Source organism: Gordonia bronchialis DSM 43247 (assembly GCF_000024785.1).
Classification (GTDB): domain Bacteria; phylum Actinomycetota; class Actinomycetes; order Mycobacteriales; family Mycobacteriaceae; genus Gordonia; species Gordonia bronchialis.
On the sequence record NC_013441.1, the window covers coordinates 56,152 to 73,785 of the forward strand.

General features: G+C 66.9%; 14 protein-coding genes and 4 pseudogenes. 10 read left to right on the forward strand and 8 right to left on the reverse strand.

Annotation, left to right across the window (positions count from 1 at the left end; genetic code table 11):
* Positions 1-64 precede the first annotated feature (64 nt).
* Complete coding sequence (locus tag GBRO_RS25680; protein WP_147290606.1) at positions 65-355, reverse strand: helix-turn-helix domain-containing protein; 291 nt, start codon at positions 353-355, stop codon at positions 65-67.
* Between the two features lie 245 nt (positions 356-600).
* Here GBRO_RS25680 and GBRO_RS25830 point away from each other — a divergent pair.
* Together GBRO_RS25830 and GBRO_RS00240 are read left to right on the forward strand one after the other, a co-directional pair.
* Positions 601-744: pseudogene (locus tag GBRO_RS25830) on the forward strand (LLM class flavin-dependent oxidoreductase); the annotation flags it as partial.
* Positions 745-963: 219 nt separating this feature from the next.
* Positions 964-2,091 carry a nitronate monooxygenase gene (locus GBRO_RS00240; RefSeq protein ID WP_012831996.1) on the forward strand — a complete coding sequence of 376 codons (1,128 nt, stop codon included), beginning with the start codon at positions 964-966 and terminating at the stop codon, positions 2,089-2,091.
* Between the two features lie 127 nt (positions 2,092-2,218).
* Here the strand turns inward: GBRO_RS00240 and GBRO_RS00245 are convergent, their stop codons facing one another.
* Positions 2,219-2,440, reverse strand: a complete 222-nt coding sequence (locus GBRO_RS00245; RefSeq protein ID WP_012831997.1) for a hypothetical protein — start codon at positions 2,438-2,440, stop codon at positions 2,219-2,221.
* A 1-nt stretch (position 2,441) separates the two neighbouring features.
* The gene (locus GBRO_RS00250; protein WP_012831998.1) at positions 2,442-3,593 is read right to left on the reverse strand and encodes an EstA family serine hydrolase; all 1,152 of its coding nucleotides are present in this window, start codon (positions 3,591-3,593) and stop codon (positions 2,442-2,444) included.
* Between the two features lie 107 nt (positions 3,594-3,700).
* Here GBRO_RS00250 and GBRO_RS00255 point away from each other — a divergent pair, with 107 nt between their 5' ends.
* Positions 3,701-4,486 (forward strand): M15 family metallopeptidase, encoded by a 786-nt coding sequence (locus GBRO_RS00255; RefSeq protein ID WP_012831999.1) that lies wholly within the window; start codon positions 3,701-3,703, stop codon positions 4,484-4,486.
* 32 nt (positions 4,487-4,518) lie between these two features.
* On the opposite strand, the gene GBRO_RS26650 is transcribed toward GBRO_RS00255, so the two are convergent.
* The 3 genes and pseudogenes from GBRO_RS26650 to GBRO_RS00270 all read right to left on the reverse strand — a co-directional run bounded on the left by GBRO_RS26650 (position 4,519) and on the right by GBRO_RS00270 (position 6,669).
* Positions 4,519-5,028, reverse strand: a complete 510-nt coding sequence (locus GBRO_RS26650; protein WP_012832000.1) for a hypothetical protein — start codon at positions 5,026-5,028, stop codon at positions 4,519-4,521.
* Between the two features lie 369 nt (positions 5,029-5,397).
* A complete protein-coding gene (locus GBRO_RS26655; RefSeq protein WP_227892823.1) occupies positions 5,398-6,111 on the reverse strand; it encodes a serine/threonine-protein kinase in 714 nt (237 codons plus the stop codon).
* 124 nt (positions 6,112-6,235) lie between these two features.
* Positions 6,236-6,669: pseudogene (locus tag GBRO_RS00270) on the reverse strand (nitroreductase family deazaflavin-dependent oxidoreductase).
* Between the two features lie 140 nt (positions 6,670-6,809).
* On the opposite strand from GBRO_RS00270, the gene GBRO_RS00275 reads away from it, so the two are divergent.
* The 3 genes and pseudogenes from GBRO_RS00275 to GBRO_RS00285 all read left to right on the forward strand — a co-directional run.
* Positions 6,810-8,363, forward strand: coding sequence for an AMP-binding protein (locus tag GBRO_RS00275; RefSeq protein ID WP_012832003.1), 1,554 nt, complete (start codon positions 6,810-6,812; stop codon positions 8,361-8,363).
* A gap of 123 nt (positions 8,364-8,486) precedes the next feature.
* Entirely contained in the window at positions 8,487-9,950 is a 1,464-nt protein-coding gene (locus GBRO_RS00280; protein ID WP_012832004.1) for a class I adenylate-forming enzyme family protein, read from the forward strand.
* An 82-nt stretch (positions 9,951-10,032) separates the two neighbouring features.
* Positions 10,033-10,527: pseudogene (locus GBRO_RS00285) on the forward strand (DUF3556 domain-containing protein); the annotation flags it as partial.
* A 390-nt stretch (positions 10,528-10,917) separates the two neighbouring features.
* Here the strand turns inward: GBRO_RS00285 and GBRO_RS00290 are convergent.
* Positions 10,918-12,014, reverse strand: a pseudogene (locus tag GBRO_RS00290) (DUF3556 domain-containing protein); the annotation flags it as partial.
* Here GBRO_RS00290 and GBRO_RS00295 point away from each other — a divergent pair.
* The 3 genes from GBRO_RS00295 (at position 11,980) to GBRO_RS00305 (ending at position 16,136) form a co-directional block, all read left to right on the forward strand.
* Positions 11,980-13,608 (forward strand): dipeptide ABC transporter ATP-binding protein, encoded by a 1,629-nt coding sequence (locus tag GBRO_RS00295; protein WP_115311631.1) that lies wholly within the window; start codon positions 11,980-11,982, stop codon positions 13,606-13,608. The pseudogene GBRO_RS00290 and the gene GBRO_RS00295 sit on opposite strands and share 35 nt — an antisense overlap.
* Positions 13,605-13,904, forward strand: a complete 300-nt coding sequence (locus tag GBRO_RS00300; protein WP_012832007.1) for a hypothetical protein — start codon at positions 13,605-13,607, stop codon at positions 13,902-13,904. The genes GBRO_RS00295 and GBRO_RS00300 overlap by 4 nt, the downstream gene beginning before the upstream one ends.
* A gap of 513 nt (positions 13,905-14,417) precedes the next feature.
* Positions 14,418-16,136 (forward strand): HNH endonuclease signature motif containing protein, encoded by a 1,719-nt coding sequence (locus tag GBRO_RS00305; protein WP_012832008.1) that lies wholly within the window; start codon positions 14,418-14,420, stop codon positions 16,134-16,136.
* A 36-nt stretch (positions 16,137-16,172) separates the two neighbouring features.
* Here the strand turns inward: GBRO_RS00305 and GBRO_RS00310 are convergent, their stop codons facing one another.
* The gene (locus GBRO_RS00310) at positions 16,173-16,562 is read right to left on the reverse strand and encodes a hypothetical protein (protein WP_012832009.1); all 390 of its coding nucleotides are present in this window, start codon (positions 16,560-16,562) and stop codon (positions 16,173-16,175) included.
* Positions 16,563-16,598: 36 nt separating this feature from the next.
* On the opposite strand from GBRO_RS00310, the gene GBRO_RS00315 reads away from it, so the two are divergent.
* Positions 16,599-17,348, forward strand: a complete 750-nt coding sequence (locus GBRO_RS00315) for an SAM-dependent methyltransferase (RefSeq protein ID WP_012832010.1) — start codon at positions 16,599-16,601, stop codon at positions 17,346-17,348.
* Positions 17,349-17,634: the final 286 nt, after the last annotated feature.

Consider the following 17,634-nt stretch of genomic DNA (forward strand, 5'->3'; position numbering starts at 1 on the left):
TGCGTGGCTGACCTCACCTCCACCCGGCCACGGTGGATCTGCATGCGAGTGGTGGTCGGGCGGGTCAGGACGGTGCCGCGGAGCTACTCCGGTCGATCTCGATGTCGCCTTCCTTCTGCGCTGTGGATGGCCCGGAGAGCACTGGCTGATCGGCGTAGACGAGCTTCACGAACTCGACCCGATTGCGGACCCGGGTGATGGTGAAGATCCGGCTCACATACTTCTTCACCGTGTCGAGTTCGAGACTCAGCGTCGCGGCTATCTCGTCGGTGGCGAGTCCCAGATGTACGGCGGCGCTGCGTAGTCGCCGACGGTAGAGGAACACTTCAAGGTATTCGATTGCGGTGGAGGGCAATTGGCGCAGCAAGGTGTGGGAGATCGCCGGTGCAGCGCGTCGAAGGATTGCGGTGACGCGAACATGTCGGTGGGTACCGGCCGGTCTGGTACTCGTCGATGATCGGGGTGATGCGTCCGGTGGTGACCGGGTCGGGGTCGGCGAAGGCCCCACAGAACGTGGGTCCGGTCAGGAATGTGGTGTTCGCAAACCTGTAGTGCTCGTGCAGCGCGTCCATCAGCGTGTGCTTGAACTCGCTCAGCGTCGGCGCCGCCGCACACGACACCACCGTCGATCGCTCTCAGTGGTGTCTCGCCGGCCCCTTCCACGTCGCCGAGACGGAGGAGCAGGCCCGTAAGCAGGTCGAATACGGCATTGAGGAGTGGTTCGACTACTTCCAGTACGTGGCCGGCGCAACTCGACCGGCGTTTGGGTCATCATGCCGTGTGGATCGTCATGGAGGTCCCACCCCTGTCGAGCGACGGGTTGCACTGGTGATGAGGGTACCGCCGCGGGAATGCAAGCACTGGGTGCTGCGCGAACTCGTCGCGCGTCTTGCCCAATCGGTGCCGATGGAGTATCAAAATGAGAACACGTTCTAGTTCCTCGGAGCTCGTGAAGGAGCCCCCATGCACACACCGATCTGCGACGACCTCGGCATCGAGTTCCCCATCTTCGCCTTCACCCACTGCCGCGACGTGGTGGTGGCCGTCAGCAAGGCCGGCGGCTTCGGGGTACTCGGTGCGGTGGGCTTCACGCCCGAGCAACTCGAGATCGAGCTCAACTGGATCGACGAGCACATCGGCGATCACCCGTACGGCGTCGACATCGTCATCCCCAACAAGTACGAGGGCATGGACGCCGACATGTCGGCGGAAGACCTCACCAAGATGCTGCAGTCGATGGTGCCGGCCGAGACCCTCGACTTCGGCCGCAAGTTGCTGCTCGACCATGGCGTGCCGCTCAACGAGGACGACGACAACTCGCTGCAGCTGCTCGGCTGGACCGAGGCCACGGCCACCCCGCAGGTGGAGATCGCGTTGCAGCATCCCAAGGTCAGTCTGATCGCCAACGCGTTGGGTACGCCGCCGGCGGACATGATCGAGCATATCCACGCTGCGGGCCGAAAAGTGGCTGCGCTCTGCGGATCTCCCAAGCAAGCCCGCAAGCACGCGGATGCCGGTGTGGACATCATCATCGCCCAAGGTGGCGAAGGCGGCGGGCACTGTGGTGAGGTCGGTTCGATCGTACTGTGGCCGCAGGTCGTGAAAGAGGTTGCGCCGGTGCCGGTTCTCGCGGCCGGTGGTATCGGCAGCGGCCAGCAGATCGCTGCCGCCCTGGCGCTCGGCGCGCAGGGTGCCTGGAGCGGATCTCAGTGGCTGATGGTCGAAGAGGCCGAGAACACGCCCGTCCAGCAGGCCACCTACATCAAGGCCGGCAGCCGCGACACCGTGCGCAGCCGCTCCTTCACCGGCAAGCCGTGCCGCATGCTCCGCAACGACTGGACCGAGGCGTGGGAAGATCCCAACAACCCCGATCCGTTGGGAATGCCGTTGCAGTACATGGTGTCCGGCATGGCGGTGGCGGCCACCCACAAGCATCCCGACGAGAGCATCGACGTGGCGTTCAACCCCGTCGGCCAGGTGGTGGGGCAGTTCGAGAAGGTGGAGAAGACGGCCGCGGTCATCGAGCGGTGGGTCGGCGAATACATCGAGGCGACGGGGACTCTGGAGAATCTGGCCAAAGAATCGGTGTAGCCGGACGCGGCCGGTAGCGGCCTTTCCCCTCGTTGGTGAGATGGCGGTGTCGGCGCGCACGGGGGCGGCGGGTCGGCCAGCAGAAGGGGAGACGGTTCATCCAGTGCCGGGTGGGCTGTTGGCGGTCTCACAGCAGCAACACCCACACGAACCGCAGCACGATGATCGTGAAACCCAGCACGGCGGTGACCGCGAGCCAGCGTCGGGCGAGCCGTTCTCGGGTGTCGCGATCGCGGTCGGGGTGTTCGCGAAGGTAGAGGTAGGCGGCGGTGAGCGCACAGGCCGACGCGGCCACGCCGAGCGCGATCATGACGATCAGCAGGACCAGATTCGTTGTGCCGCCAAACACTTCAGTCGGTGAGGGCCGCGAGGATCGCGCCGATGTAGGCGTCGGACCGGTCCGATCCGATGATGCCGGATCCCATCCTGTTCATCACGTAGGAGATCGTGAGCCGCTTGTCGGGGAACATGGCGGTGACCGATCCGCCCCAGCCACCCCAGAAGCAGATCCGCTCGTCGGGCAGCGACGGCACGGTCTGTGGTTCGGGCAGTCCGAAGCCGATTCCGAAGCGCAGTGGCACACCCAGCACGAGGTCGACCCCGCGGGCCTGCTCGTCGAAGATGTGCTCGATCGTTTTCTCCGACAACAGCTTCACGCCACCCACGGTGCCGCCGAGGGAGATCGCCGACAGCGTGCGCGCCAGGGCGCGGGCATTGGTGTGGCCGTTGAGGGCGCCCATGTCGGCGCGACGCCACTCGATGGTGTTGGCGGCCTTGGCGTCGGTGACCGGTCCGGTGAAGGTGCGGACGGCCAGCGGAGCCGGGGAGGTTGACGAGCGGTCGATCTCGGGCGGCGGTGGCGGCGGGACGATCTCGGCGACCCGGTCGTCGTCGTCGGGTGTGGCGCCGATCTGTAGGTCGACGCCCAGCGGTGCGGCGATCTCCTCGGCGACGAACTGCTTGAGATGCTTGCCGGTCACCCGGCGCACGATCTCGCCGAGCAGATGGCCCTGACTGGCCGCGTGATAGCCCGACGCCGTGCCCGGTTCCCACCAGGGTGCCTGCCCGGCCAGCCGCTCCACCGCGAAGTCCCAGTTGTAGAGATCGGTCGGGGCGAACGGCTTGTCCCAGCCGGACACCCCGGAGGTGTGCGCCATGATGTGGCGAACCTCGATGGACTCCTTGCCGTTCTGCGCGAACTCCGGCCAGTACGTCGCGACCGGTGCGTAGAGATCCACCAGCCCCCGATCGACCAGCATCAGTACGGCGAGCGCGGTGACCTCCTTGGTGGTCGACCAGACGTTGACGATGGTGTCGCGTTCCCACGGCAGGGTGCGCGCGGCGTCGCGGTGTCCACCCCACAGGTCGAGCACCGATTCACCGTCGAGGTCGACGGCGATGGCCGCACCGAGTTCCGTTCCGGATGCGAGCTGTTCGGCGAACACCTCCCGGACCGCAGAGAACCGGGGATCGGCCTCACCCTGTACAGCGTCGTCGCTCATCGTCCAACTCCTCATCGTGCAGCTGCTCACCGTCGCCACCCCTCCCGCCGATCGTATGCGGCGACGACACCCGATCCGGCCGCTATCGCGTGGTACAAACGCAACTGATGAATCGACGCCATCTGCTCCGCTCGGTCATGACACTGCTCGTGATCGGACTGATGGCTGTCGGATGCGGCACAGACACCCCGTCATCCGGTGCGCCGTCCGTCTCGCCCTCGGTGTCGCCCAAGCTGTCACCTCCGGGTGATGTCGCACCGAGCAGGCCCACGCCGGTATCCGTCCCGCCGGTGTCGGCGGCGGCGCGCGCCGTCGGATTCATCGACGTTCGTACCGTGGTGCCGGACGCGATCGTCGACCTGCGGTACGCGACGCCGCACAACTTCACCGGTGTCACGCTGTACCCGCGCGGTGCGCGCTGCCTCGTCCACTCGTCGATGGGTGCCGGGCTGAAGACGGCCGCTCAGGTGTTGCGCCGCGGCGGCGAGGTTCTGGTGTTCTGGGATTGCTACCGGCCGCATTCGGTGCAGCAGACGATGTATGAGAAGGTCTCCAACCCGGCGTGGGTCGCCGCCCCCGGCCCGTACTCGCGCAGCCACGAATCGGGCCGCTCGGTGGACGTCACCATCGCGTCGCATCGCGCGAACTGCCGGGCGGCCCGTCGAATCGCCGAGGACTGTCTTGCCGAGATGGGCACCGGCTTCGACTCCTTCACCCCGGCCGCCATGGCGTACGCCACCGACGGTGTTTCCGCAGCGGCACAACGCAATCGCGCACGGCTGCGCAATGCGATGTCGGCGGGCGGCCTCGCGGTCTACTCCGGTGAGTGGTGGCACTTCGACGGCGCGGGCGCCGACGTCCGGCGCCCCATCATCGACGTCGCCCCGTACTGAATCTGCCCCGTACTGAATCGGGTTGGCCGACCTCACTGCCGCCGCAGCGTCGACGTGATCACCAGGGTGCGGCTCTGGGACTGCGAGTAGTAGCTCGAGTAGAAGGACAGTTCGTCGTCGGAGACCGGGGTGAGGGTGATCTGCGAGGTCACGCAGGTGCCGCTGGTGATGGTCTCGGTGAGGAGCAGCGTCTGGCCCTGCCGGGAATCCTCCGACCAGTCTCCGGCACAACCGATTTGCGGATACTCGACGGTCGCGGCCAATGGGTACTCCGAGGAGATGGTGGCGACGACGTCGAATCCGGTCTGATCGCCGGCGGCCGGCCCGCGCCAGGTGCCGGTCAGTTGGGTGACCGGTTCGGTCGTCGTCTCCGCGGTGGTCTCTTGCGTCGTGTCTGTGGCACTGGATTCGGTGGCGTTCGTCTCGGTCGTCGATGCCCCGGCGGTGGTCGTCGAGTCAGAACCCGACCTCAGTACCACCGCGACCACGGCGACCACCGCGATGAGCACCACGGCGGTGACACCGGCGATGATCCACGGCACCGGTGAGCGTCGACGAGGCACCGGGCCCGGACCAGATGGACTGGGCGGAAAGCGATTCGGGCCGGAGGCGCCCGGCGGCGGCCCAACCGCGGTGACCGGACGGGACACCGGCTGTTGATGCGGCGGCTGATGTGGCGGCGGTAGGTGCGGCGGCGGTGCGATCACGGTGGAGCCGGCCCGCGTCTGATCGAAGTCGGTTGGTGTGATCCGGGTCGGTGTCTCGTCGATGCCGTCCGAGCTCGCCGCACGACGCGAACCGGTCCTCGGGGTGCTTGGCCAGCGCTCGCGCGATCACACCGTCGAGGGCGGCGGGCAGATCGGGGCGGGTGTCGGTGATCCGCGGAACCGGTGCATGCGCATGCGCACTCATCATCGCGAGCTGATCAGTCTTTGGGAACACCTGTGTGCCACAGAGTAATTCGTACATCGTGCAGCCAACGCGTACACGTCGACGGCGGGTGTCAGGGGGGCGCCGGAGAACATCTCGGGTGCGGCGTAGGCCAGCGTCCCGATCATGTTGCCGGTCCCGGTGAGATCGGTTGTCTCACTGAGCAACCGGGCCACCCCGAAGTCGCCGATCAAAGCGCGTGGTACGGGGAGCGCGCCTACTGGCCCGCGGACGTCAGAGGCGGGCGCGACGACGAGAATGTTCGCCGGCTTCACGTCTCGGTGCAGAGTGCCCTTGGCATGGGCGTAATCCAGCGCGGCGGCCACCTGGGCGATGATCTCGACGACGGTCCCGGCCGGCAGCGGACCGTCGGCGTCGCGCAGCATGGCCGCGGTGTCGGTGCCGTCGACGTACTGCATCGCGATCCACATGACGTCACCGTCCACGCCGGCGTCCTGCACGGAGACGATGTTGGGATGGTCGAGCCGGGCGGCGAGGTCGGCCTCACGCCGAAACCGTTCGCGGAAGGACGGATCGCCGCCGAGCGCCGAGGAGAGCACCTTGAGGGCCTGATGCCTGGGCAACCGCGGATGCGCCACCAGGTAGACGGTGCCCATGCCGCCGGCACCGAGCGTGCGGATCACGGTGTAGCCGCCGATCACCTGGCCGGCCGCCAACGATCCGCGTTCACCCACGAATGCTCCTCACCTTCGGCGATCGTCAGCAGCGTACCGCCGGAATCGGGCACGCGTCCCCCCTCCGCAGCGAAATCCTCCGGTCACCCGACGCCGCGGGGTGACCGTGCCCTGCGGATCGGTCTCACCGATCCGTCGGGACGAGTTCGACGATGGCCAGCGGGCGCGACGTCTTCTGCTGATAGTCGGCGTAACGGCCCTTGTTCACCTTGTCGACGAGGGCGAATCGCGGGCATAGTCCGCGTCCTCGGGGTAGGTGGGCCGGGCGGTCACCTGCAGCTTCGTACGGCCGACCTGGATCTCGCAATCGGGTTGCGCCTTCACATTCGCCAGCCACCCCGGCGGGCGCGGCGAACCACGGTTCGACGCGACCACCAGGTACGCGTCGCCGTCGCGCGCGTAGGTGAGCGCACTACACCGAGGTTGTCCCGTCTTGGCGCCGACGGTCCGCAGCAGCAGCGTCGGATTACCCATGAGCAATCGATGGCCGATGAGACCGCCGGAATGCTCGTAGAGCCATTGATGGGCTTGCAGGGTTCGGATGAACAGCGAACTCACGATGGGCCTCCGTGGGTCGGAACTCGAAGCGGCGGGCGGGGAAATCGGCCATTCCCGAGACAGTGAAGGCCACTGTATGCCGTGATCGGATATGGAGACCTCGCACGCCGCAACTTGATCGACCATAGGAGTGATGACCGATGCTGGTGCCGTTCACCGTGACTGACTTCCTGAATCGGGCCGCGACCGTCTACCCCGACCGGGTGGGCGCAGTCGACGAACCCGCGCAGCCCGCGGACAGTCAAGGGGAACTGATCTACGCCGAGATCGCCGACCTGGCGCAGCGGCAGGCGGCCAAGCTCGACGAACTCGGCATCGGAGTCGGCGAACGCGTGGCCGTGGTCAGCCACAACTCGTCGCGTCTGCTCACCTCGTTCTACGGAGTCGCCGGCTGGGGTCGCGTGCTGGTGCCGATCAACTTCCGGCTGCGCCCCGACGAGATCAGCTTCATCGTCGAACACTCCGGTGCCCGCGTGCTCCACGTCGATCCCGAACTCGCCGACGCACTCGCCGACGTCGCGTGTGAACACAAGTTCGTCCTCGGCGACGACGAGAACCTGTACGCCCCACCGGGGAGTGCGCCGCAACCGTGGGACCCCGACGAGAACGCGCTGGCGACCATCAACTACACGTCCGGCACGACGGCCCGGCCCAAGGGAGTCGAGATCACCCACCGCAACATCTGGGTCAACGCGGTCACCTTCGGTCTGCACACCACGATCAGCGATCGCGACGTCTACCTGCACACCCTGCCGCTGTTCCACGCCAACGGGTGGGGCATGCCATTCGCGATGACCGGCGTCGGCGGCCGGCACATCCTGCTCCGCAAGGTCGACGGCGCCGAGATCCTCCGCCGCGTGCGAGATCACGGAGTCACCATCATGTGCGCCGCACCCGCTGTCGCGGCGGCCGTCCTCGAGGCGGCCGAGTCGTGGGACGGAGAGATCCCCGGCCGTGACCGGGTGCGCATCATCATGGCCGGGGCGCCGCCGCCGTCGAAGACCGTCGCGCGGGTCGAGGAGGAGCTCGGTTGGGAGTTCATCCAGATCTACGGGCTGACCGAAACCTCCCCACTGCTCACCATCAACCGGAGCCGCGCCGAGTGGGACGACCTGAGCACCCACGACCGCGCCACCAAGCTCGTACGGGCCGGTGCGCCTGCCCTCGGCGTGCAACTACGTACCGAGGACGCCGACGAGGGTGCCGGGGAGGTACTCGCCCGATCCAACGTCGTCATGAACGGCTATTGGCAGCAACCCGAGGAAACCGAGGCGGCTCTTGACGGCGGCTGGTTTCACACCGGCGACGGCGGGGACTTCACCGACGGCTATCTGACGATCGCCGATCGCAAGAAGGACGTGATCATCACCGGCGGCGAGAACGTCTCCTCCATCGAGGTCGAGGACTGCCTGTTCTCCCACCCAGGTGTCGCCGAGGTGGCCGTGATCGCCGTGCCGAGCGAGAAGTGGGGCGAAACCATCAAGGCGCTCGTCGTCCGGACTCCCACGGACGACCCAGACAATGCGGTCACCGAGGCCGAACTCATCGCCTGGTGCAAGACCCACATGGCCGGCTACAAGGCGCCCACCTCGGTCGAGTTCCGCGACGAACTCGCCCGCACCGCCACCGGCAAACTGCAGAAATTCAAACTCCGCAGCCCCTACTGGGAGAACCAGGAGCGAGGAGTGAACTGACCCGCCTGTTGTCCTGTCAGCACAACTCAGCCGGCCAACTCTGGCTCAGCAGGCCGTTTCACCTCACAACTCCGCGCCATAGTGTTCTGGATCACAGCACCGCGATCCGGAGGGAACACACCTGTGACCACCAGCTACTTCGCCTGGGACCTCGCATACCGCGCCGACACACCCTGCGTGCGCGACGACACGATGTCGCTCGACTACGCGACCTTCGCCGAACGCGTCGAAGCGGTCGCCGAGCAGCTTGCGGCACAAGGCATCTCACGTGGCGACGTGGTGGCCACCTTCTTGCCCAACCGCGTCGAGCTGCTGCTGACGCTGATGGCGGCGTGGCGCCTGGGTGCGATCGCGACACCGGTCAACCCCGCCTTCACGCCGGCCGAGGCCGCCTATCAGCTCGACGACGCGCGCGCCCGGCTCGTCGTCGGCGACCCCGGCTGCCCGTCACCGGACCGCGTCGTCGTGTCCCCGGATGCACTCGCCGAACGTCCCTCCGCGTCTTGGCGTCCAGCAGCCGCATCGGCCATGTCCGACGACGCCCTGCTCATCTACACATCGGGTTCGACGGGACGCCCCAAGGGGGTCCGGCTGGCACACGAGAATCTGCACTACATGGGATCGGCCATGGTGGCGCACTTCTCGCTCACCGCTGCCGACCACGCCCTGCTCGTTCTGCCGCTGTTCCACGTCAACGCCATCTGTGTCAGCTTCCTCGCTCCCATCCTCGCCGGTGGCCGACTCAGCATCACCGGCAAGTTCTCGCCGGCACGGTTCTTCGACGACGTCGCCCGCCTGCGGCCCACCTACTTCTCGGCCGTGCCGACCATCTACGCCATGCTCATCTCCCAAGCGGGTCTGACTGCCGAAGCCGTTGCCTCCCTGCGCTTCGCGATCTGCGGCGCCGCACCGATCTCACCCGATCTGCTCGACGCGGCCGAGCGTGCCCTCGGCATTCCCATCGTCGAGGGTTACGGCCTCACCGAGGGAACCTGCGCGTCGGCGTGCAACCCGGTCGACGGCGTCCGCAAACCCGGCACCGTGGGCCCGGCGCTGCCCGGCCAGCACATCGACATCGTCGGACCCGACGGCCGAACCCTGCCGCCCGGCGAATCGGGAGAAGTGGTCATCAGTGGTCCGAATGTCATGCGCGGCTATCTGAATCGGCCCGACGCCACGGCGTCGACGGTGGTCGACGGTCGCCTGCACACCGGTGACGTCGGACGTCTCGACGACGACGGATACCTGACGATCGTCGACCGGATCAAGGACATGATCATCCGGGGTGGAGAGAACATCTACCCCAAGGAGATCGAGAACGCGCTGGCCACTCACCCCGACGTGCTCGAAGTCGCCGTGGTGGGTGCACCCGACGACCTCTACGGCGAGGTCCCGGTGGCGTTCGTGGTGAGCTATCCCGACCGGCAGCTCGCCGCAGGTCAACTGATTGCGCACGTCGCCGATCGGCTGGCAAAGATCAAGTTGCCCAGCGCCATTCACATCGTCGAGCAACTCCCACGCAACCCCGTGGGCAAGATCGACAAGCCGTCGCTGCGCAGCGGTCTGCGAGATCCACAGCCGGTGTAACCGCCGGAATGCATCGAACCCCACGCGACACCGCCGATCGGTGCCGCGGCGATCAACCACACCCACAGACAGGAGAACAGTCATGGGATTCACCCAACCCGACTTCCCACAGGTCGATCCGGACACGTTCGGAGACCGACCGTTCACCGAGCGGCTACGCGTCCTCGGTGCGCACTGGGCCGAATACGGTTTCGGCACACCGAAAATGGTGCTTGTCATCTACCTTCTCAAGGTCTTCGTCTTCTACGCCGGTGTCGGGATCACGATCGCAACCCTCACCTCGGGCCTCAATCCGCTGCACGTCACCGAATGGTGGAACGAGCCGATCGTGTACCAGAAGGCGGTGCTGTGGACGGTCCTGGTGGAGATCCTGGGCATCGGCGGATCGTGGGGTCCGCTCGCCGGTCACTTCAAACCGATGACCGGCGGCATCCTGTACTGGTTGCGGCCGGACACGATCCGGCTGCCACCCTGGCCGGGCAAGGTGCCGTTCACCGCGGGCGACAGCCGTACCCCGTTCGACATCGCCGTCTACGCTCTGATCCTGGTGAATCTCGTTGTCGCACTGGCACTACCCGACGGTGTTGCGGTGCAGATTCAGCTGCTCGGCGGTATGGAGATGACTCTCCTTGGTGGACAAGAACACTGACAGTGTGTGGCGCAGCATGGCCGCGTTGGGGGTGTCGTCGGCGAGTCCGCCGAGCACCTCGCACACCCACGCCCGCGTCGACTCCAGATCCTGTGCGAGCAACGACACCACGGCCACCCCGCGGTCGCCGAAGCCGACGATCTGCGACGACGCCCCGGGCAGCGTCGCCATCGCGTATTCGGACCGCGCCTGCTGGTGGCTGCGCCGGAACCCGTGCACACCCGATGCGGGCAGGCCCATCACCATCCGAATCCGCGGCGGCAGATCGACCCGCGCCGCGATATCCGACGACTCGACACCACCTGAGCGTTCTCCCAACAGGTTTCCGAGCACGACCGTCCCGGCGGAGACGACGAAGAGCAGGATCGGCCACGGCGAGTTGAGATCGTCGAGGCCGATCCCTGGATGGCCGAGGAAGATGGTGACGATACCGAACATCATGAAGACGTTCCACTCCAGCGGCACCCCCATCGGGATCGACGACAAGATGCCGAAATGGAAGATCAGCATGATGACGGCGGCCGCGGCGGTGACCCACCCGCCGGTGGAGAAGAACAGGACGATGGGAACCAAACCCTCAACCGCGGTGGAGAAGTGGGCGATCCAACGCGATCGGATGCCCGGGCGCAGGTCGTCGGGGAAGTTCTCGAAGAATTTGCGCTTGATCTTCGGCGATCGCCAGATCGGGTTGCTGGACATCATCGTCGCGATGACGAACGGAAAGTGCTTGTTGAGCCTCGACGTCGCCACACCCACCCAGATCACGAGGAACACGAGCTTGACGCCGATGATCATGTCGACGCCGGTGAACAGAAACGTCACACACAGCGCCCCATACACCTCGCCGCGCGCGGCCAAGAAGATCGTCTTGTCCCGCAGCCCGATTGCCGCGAGCAGCCCGAGAATCGTCCAGATCTGCCACGCCGGTAGAACACCCACCGTGGAGTTCAGCGCGGGGATGGGGCCGCTGCCCGAGGTGAACAATGCGACCACGATGGCCACCAGCAGCGCGCCATACAGCACGACGTCCACGAGACGGCGCTCGTCACCGCCGGTGAGCGGGATGCGCGGCCACGGTGGTTGTCGAATCGTCCTGGGCCGCAGCCAATAAAGGATCGAGCCCATCGGCGGGAAGAAGCGGTTGTTGAGCGGCCCGAAGCCGCAGCCGAGTCCGACGACCTCGAACAGCATCGTGTAGAGGACGATCTTCTGGAAGACGATGGCTCGTCGAACCAGGCCGTGACGTCGAAGACGCCGTCGATACCGGGTGTTGCGACGACGATGGCCCACCCCACGACGATGAACGCCAGGATCTTGCCGACATAGAACAGATGAAGCGCCACCGGGGTCCCGAACCCGACCTCGGCCCAGTGGCGGGCCATCTTCTTCGGCGGCGAGGAGATCGTGAAAGGCATTTCCTTCTCCGTCGAGGCCGGTGAGTGCCTGGCGATCGTCGGCGAGTCCGGCTCGGGCAAATCGGTGACGGCCCGAACGCTGATCGGTCTGACCGGTGACGGCGCCCGGATCGACGCTGCCGAACTGGGTTTCGACGGTCAGGACCTTCAGGATCTGACCGATCGGCAGTGGCGCGCAATCCGCGGTGGACAGATCGGTTTCGTCCTGCAGGACGCGTTGGTGTCGCTGGATCAGCTACGCACCGTCGGTGCCGAGATCGACGAGGCCCTGGGGGATTACGGCCGGGGTGGCGGGGGTCGGCTGAATCGTGCGTTGCGTGAGGAGCGGGTGATCGAATTGCTCGACCTCGTCGGCGTTCCCGAACCACGGCTCCGCGCCCGGCAGCGACCACACCAACTGTCCGGCGGACTCCGGCAGCGTGCCCTCATCGCATCGGCGATCGCGCGAAATCCCAAACTGCTCATCGCCGACGAGCCCACCACCGCCCTCGACGCGACGGTCCAGGCGCGGATCCTCGACGTGCTGGCCCAGGCCAAAGCCCGTGGCAACGGCATCATCCTTATCTCCCACGATCTCGCAGTGGTCGCTCGCATCGCTGATCGGGTCGCTGTTCTGCGTGACGGCGAGATCGTCGAACAGGGGACCACCGAGGAGGTCCTGCGCCGGCCAGCGCACGAGTACACGCGGGGGCTACTGGCGGCCATCCCGTCCCGGGTGTCCAAGGGAACGTTGCTGGTGAGCGGGGACAGCCTGGCGCCGGCACCACCCACTCCCGTCGGCGACAGCCCGCCGGCGCTGCGTGTCCGTGACGTTCGCAAGACCTTTGCCACCGGCACCCGACGAGCCGCCGTCGACGGTGTCGGTTTCGATCTGCTGCCCGGCCGCACGCTGGGGATCGTCGGCGAATCCGGTTCCGGCAAAACCACAACCGCGCGCATCGTCCTCGGGCTGACCGAACCCGACGAGGGCAGCGTGGAACTCAACGGCCGCCCGTGGAGTGCGTTGCGCCCCGAGCAGCGCCGAGGATCCCGGCACCTGATCTCGCTGATCCACCAGGACCCGTTGAGTTCGTTCGATCCGCGCTGGACGGTGGAACGCATCATCCGGGACAGCCTGCGCGCCAACGGTTCAGCCGCCGGAAATCTCGATGCGCGGATCAGTCGCCTCCTCGATCAGGTGGGACTCGACGACACCTTTCGCCATCGCCGCCCGCTGCGGCTCTCCGGTGGGCAACGGCAGCGGGTGGCGATCGCCCGGGCGCTGGCGCCCGAACCATCGATCATCGTCTGCGACGAGCCGGTCTCGGCGCTCGACGTCTCCATCCAGGCACGCATTCTGGACCTGCTGGCAACCCTGCAGGACGAGACCGGGGTCGCACTGGTCTTCATCTCGCACGATCTCGGTGTCATCCATCACGTCAGTGACGACATCCTGGTCATGCGGGGCGGCGAAGTCGTCGAGTACGGCACGGCTGACGCAGTCTTCGAGACCCCGCAGCACCCCTACACGCGCCAACTGCTCGCTGCGGTGCCGCGCATCGACTCGGGCCGCGAGCAGCGGTCCGCGGATGCGGGACTACCCTCGCCGGTATGAGTGTGAGTCCCACGGTCCCCGTTGTCGCTGCCGGTCTGATCGGCGGGTTCGCCGCCGCACGTTTCAGCGGGCGACGCGAGCTCGGCGGTGCGGTCCTCGCGGCCGCCGGTGGATGGTGCACCCGGGAATGGGCCCGACAGAACCCCGCCGTCGCGGGTGGACTGCTCGCCACCTACCTCACCGCGTTCGGGGCGTCGCATCCGCTGGCCAAGAAGATCGGCGCGTGGCCGTCGGTGTTCGCGGTGACGGGTGTGACCGCCGGCGCGACCTATCTGGCGACCTCCCACAATTCCTGAGAAAGCCGCCTGTGGACAACGGGGCAGCCAGGGCGTGACTGTCCTGGCGATCACCGTCCCCGGAATGTTCTTCTCGCCCAAGGCCTTCGAGACCTGCTTCCGCAAGCCCATCGAGTCGGGTACCACACCGGATCGCCGAACTGCCGCCCAAACCGGAGCAGGTGCCGTCGCCGGCATTGGGCCCCCGCCACGACAAGATCTGCCAGACGTGGCTCACCCGCGACGGGAGAAGGTGCTCGGGCATCACCACAGCCGACGTCCGTGAACTCCTCGGTGGCGGATGATGCAGAGTTCCTATGAGGTGGTCCCACCGTTGACCGAGTTTCTCGAGGCGCCCACCGAGAGCCCCGAAGCCCCGGCGTGACGGCCAGAGTCTTGTCGGTGGCCCGCGTTAGTGTGTGGGTAGTTCAGATGATGAGGGTGTGAACCGGCCCGGTTCACAGGAGTTTTCGACGACGAGTACGTGACGACAGCGTCCCTGGTTACTTCGTACCCGGAAGCGTGCCTCTCGTGATGTTCACTCTGACCGATCCGGTCGCCGACGACACCGGTGTGTCGTCGATGGTTTCGGATGCGGTGGTGGACGCGGCGCGGGAGATGCAGCAGTTGGCGCGGCGTGCTGAGGCCCGTACGGTGCTGCTGGCCTACCGGATCGGGCATGCGGTGTATCAGGACATGATCGCCGACCCGTCCTGGAACCGGACACTGGGCCGTCGGGTCCGCGATATGCCCGACAAAGCCGCCATCGGGCAGGTGTCGGTCCGGCTGGGGATCTCCCGCTCCACCGCAAGCCGGTGGATCACGCTGGGCACCCACCTGCAGCAGCTGCCCGCGGTGCGGATCGCGTTCCTCGACGGCCGGCATTCGTTGGCGCGTACCGCGTTGATGGCCAACGCCCTGTTGTTGCTCGATGAGGACACCCGGGTGGGTGCCGAACAGCTGGCGTTGACGCTCTCGGCGCGGCCGTCGGCGGATCGGGTGTTGCGTGAACAGCTCGAGGAACTCGTCATCGCGTTGGACCCTGACGCGGCGATCCTCGCGCGCAAAGACTTCGCCGAGCGTCACCAGAACGTCGTCATCGGCGATGACGCTCACGGGCATGCGAGCATCGATGCCACCGTGCCCGCCGAACACGGCGTGTATCTGACCCGCCGAATCGCCGACCTCATCGCCCGCCATCTCTGCGCCGACGATCCCCGCCGGATCGGTGTCCAACGCGTGGCTGCGCTGGCCCACCTCATCGGACTACCCGGCGGCCACCTGGCATGCACCTGCGGCAACACCACCTGCCCCGCCACCCCCGCCCCCGACCCCACCGCCGATGACGACGACTGCGCCGACCACTGCGACGACGACACGCCTACCGACACCGACGAGGCAGACACCGCCAGCAGCACACCAGCAGACGCCGACTCTGACGCGGGCCTCGACCCGACCGCCACGAACACCACAACCGACGTGGACACCTCGGTGGACCCGGCCGAGGCCGGCGTGCACACAGACACCTGCTCGTACCCGGGTAGCGACGCACCTGAGGCACCCGAGGGCCCCGCGGTGGAGGTGGCCGACACCCCCACCGCGTGCGATCTCGGTGAACAAACCGCACTGATCGTCGTCACCGACCCCGCCGGCATCGAGGTGCCCTACCTGCGTGGCCATGGGCCCATCGACCCCGACCACGCCGAGGACCTCATCTCCAACTCGATCGCCGGCCAACTGCTCCTCCCGTCGGGCTACTCCGGGCTCATCGTCACCGGACGAGACGGTCCCGCCCCACCCATCGACCCCACCGGGCACGGCGGCTACGACCTGCCACCACCGGGCGCCGGGAGCCAAGCGAGCGGGCCCATTCCACCGGGCGCCGGGAGCGAAGCGAGCGGGCCCATTCCACCGGGCGCCGGGAGCGAAGCGAGCGGGCCCATTCCACCGGGTGCGCTGACCTATCGTCCGAGTAGGGCGGTGCGGGAACGGGTGATCAGCCATGACCGCACCTGCCGCTACCCGCAGTGCGGGCGGCCGTCTGACGAATGCGAACTCGATCACCTGGTGAAGTTCGATCCCCGAGATCCGCTCACCGGGGGCTGGAGCATATTCGAGAACCTCATCCCGCTGTGCACCCCGGATCACCACCGCAAGCACCTCGGCCTCTGGATACCCACCATGCACACCGACCGCACCATCACCTGGCGAGACCCGATCACCGGGGAGATCGTCATCACCTACCCGCGATGAAGAGCTGAGGTCGGGACGCTCGGCCACACACCGAGTTCAGCGTCTACCGTCGGCGATCCGATTGGCCTCCCGCAGGCTCACGATCCGCTTGAGCGGGATGCGGTCGATCTGCGCGAACTCCAGGACGGCTTCCGGGCGGGTGATGCGACGCAGATCGTCGGCCGACGGCAGGGGCGCCTCGATCGCGGCGTCGCAGAAATCCCAACCGGTGATGGAGTCGTGCTCCCAGTGCCGCTCCTCGACATCGAGTTGATGATCCTGTGACACAAACCAATTCGCGACAAAGACGGCCTTGTCCGGCAGGAGGGTCCAGACCTTGATCCGGTCGATCCGCGGCCAGGCATCGGGTCGCGAGATACCCACCCACTCCCGTGCGCCGGTATCGCGGTGCAGGAACTGCCAGTAACGCCAGTTGGTGTCGACCATTCCAGAACCTCCACTTCTCAGGCAGCATGATGCCCGATGGCACCCACAGACCGCGAGATCGAGAGCATCTTCCGGCGTGTCCACCAGGGGCTCCCTCGAGAGGCACCCGGTTCCGCGGAGACCACCGCGTTGCTCGTGCGAATGGCAGGTGAGCTGCCTTCCGACCCCACGGTGTTCGACGTGGGCTGCGGAACCGGATCGGCGACGATCCTTCTCGCCGAGCTGACGGGCGGGCGGGTGACAGCGGTCGACGTGCACGAGCCGTACCTCGCCGAGGTGTCCCGGCGCGCCGCCGAAGCCGGGGTCGGCGACCGGGTGAGCGTGATGCGTGAGTCCATGGACGCGTTACCCGTCCCGAACGGTTCCATCGACCTGCTGTGGGCAGAGGGCTCGGCCTACGTTCTCGGGTTCGCCGCCGCACTGGCCGCCTGGCGCCCGCTGTTGTCCGACACCGGCGTGCTGGTTCTGACCGAAGCCGAGTTCATCACGCCGGATCCCGGGGAGGAGGCCGCTGCGTTCTGGTCTGCGGGCTATCCCGCGATGAGGTCGACGGCCCAGAACGTGGCCGCTGCACAGAAGAGGGGCTGGGAGGTCCGAGCCGTCTATGTGCTGCCGGACTCGGATTGGGACAACTACTACGCACCGCTGCGTGCCCGAATCGCCGAGCTCGAACGTGAAGGCGTCGATTCTGAGGTGCTCGCGATGGCCGGCGCGGAGATCGGTGTGCGCGAACGGTGTGGAGGCGACTACGCCTACACCGGCTACGTGTTGCGGCCCCGGTCGTAGTCCGACGCTTCCCCTCCCGACGACACCCACGTTGACTTGGTACAGGCCGGCGATCAGCCCCAGAATGGTGCTCTCATCCGGCCCGGCACCGATGATCGCGGTGGTGGAGCCGCGTTCGAGGATCAGATCGAGGTCATCGATGACCGGTCGCTCGGATCCCACCCGGGTGATCGTCGCACACCGCCGCGCCGGTATTCGCCGCGCCGACCGGGTGGTGGCAGCATCAGGGGGCCACCGCGTCGTGGAAGCTCACCGACGCGCCCACCCCTAACCCCGTAACCGGGCC

Bases quoted from the DNA above. Each gene is read 5' to 3' on its own strand.
- GBRO_RS00240 (WP_012831996.1), top strand. From the start codon at position 964: ATGCACACACCGATCTGCGACGACCTCGGCATCGAGTTCCCCATCTTC.
- GBRO_RS00250 (WP_012831998.1), bottom strand. From the start codon at position 3,593: ATGAGCGACGACGCTGTACAGGGTGAGGCCGATCCCCGGTTCTCTGCG.
- GBRO_RS00255 (WP_012831999.1), top strand. From the start codon at position 3,701: ATGAATCGACGCCATCTGCTCCGCTCGGTCATGACACTGCTCGTGATC.
- GBRO_RS00275 (WP_012832003.1), top strand. From the start codon at position 6,810: ATGCTGGTGCCGTTCACCGTGACTGACTTCCTGAATCGGGCCGCGACC.
- GBRO_RS00300 (WP_012832007.1), top strand. From the start codon at position 13,605: ATGAGTGTGAGTCCCACGGTCCCCGTTGTCGCTGCCGGTCTGATCGGC.
- GBRO_RS00305 (WP_012832008.1), top strand. From the start codon at position 14,418: ATGTTCACTCTGACCGATCCGGTCGCCGACGACACCGGTGTGTCGTCG.
- GBRO_RS00310 (WP_012832009.1), bottom strand. From the start codon at position 16,562: ATGGTCGACACCAACTGGCGTTACTGGCAGTTCCTGCACCGCGATACC.
- GBRO_RS00315 (WP_012832010.1), top strand. From the start codon at position 16,599: ATGGCACCCACAGACCGCGAGATCGAGAGCATCTTCCGGCGTGTCCAC.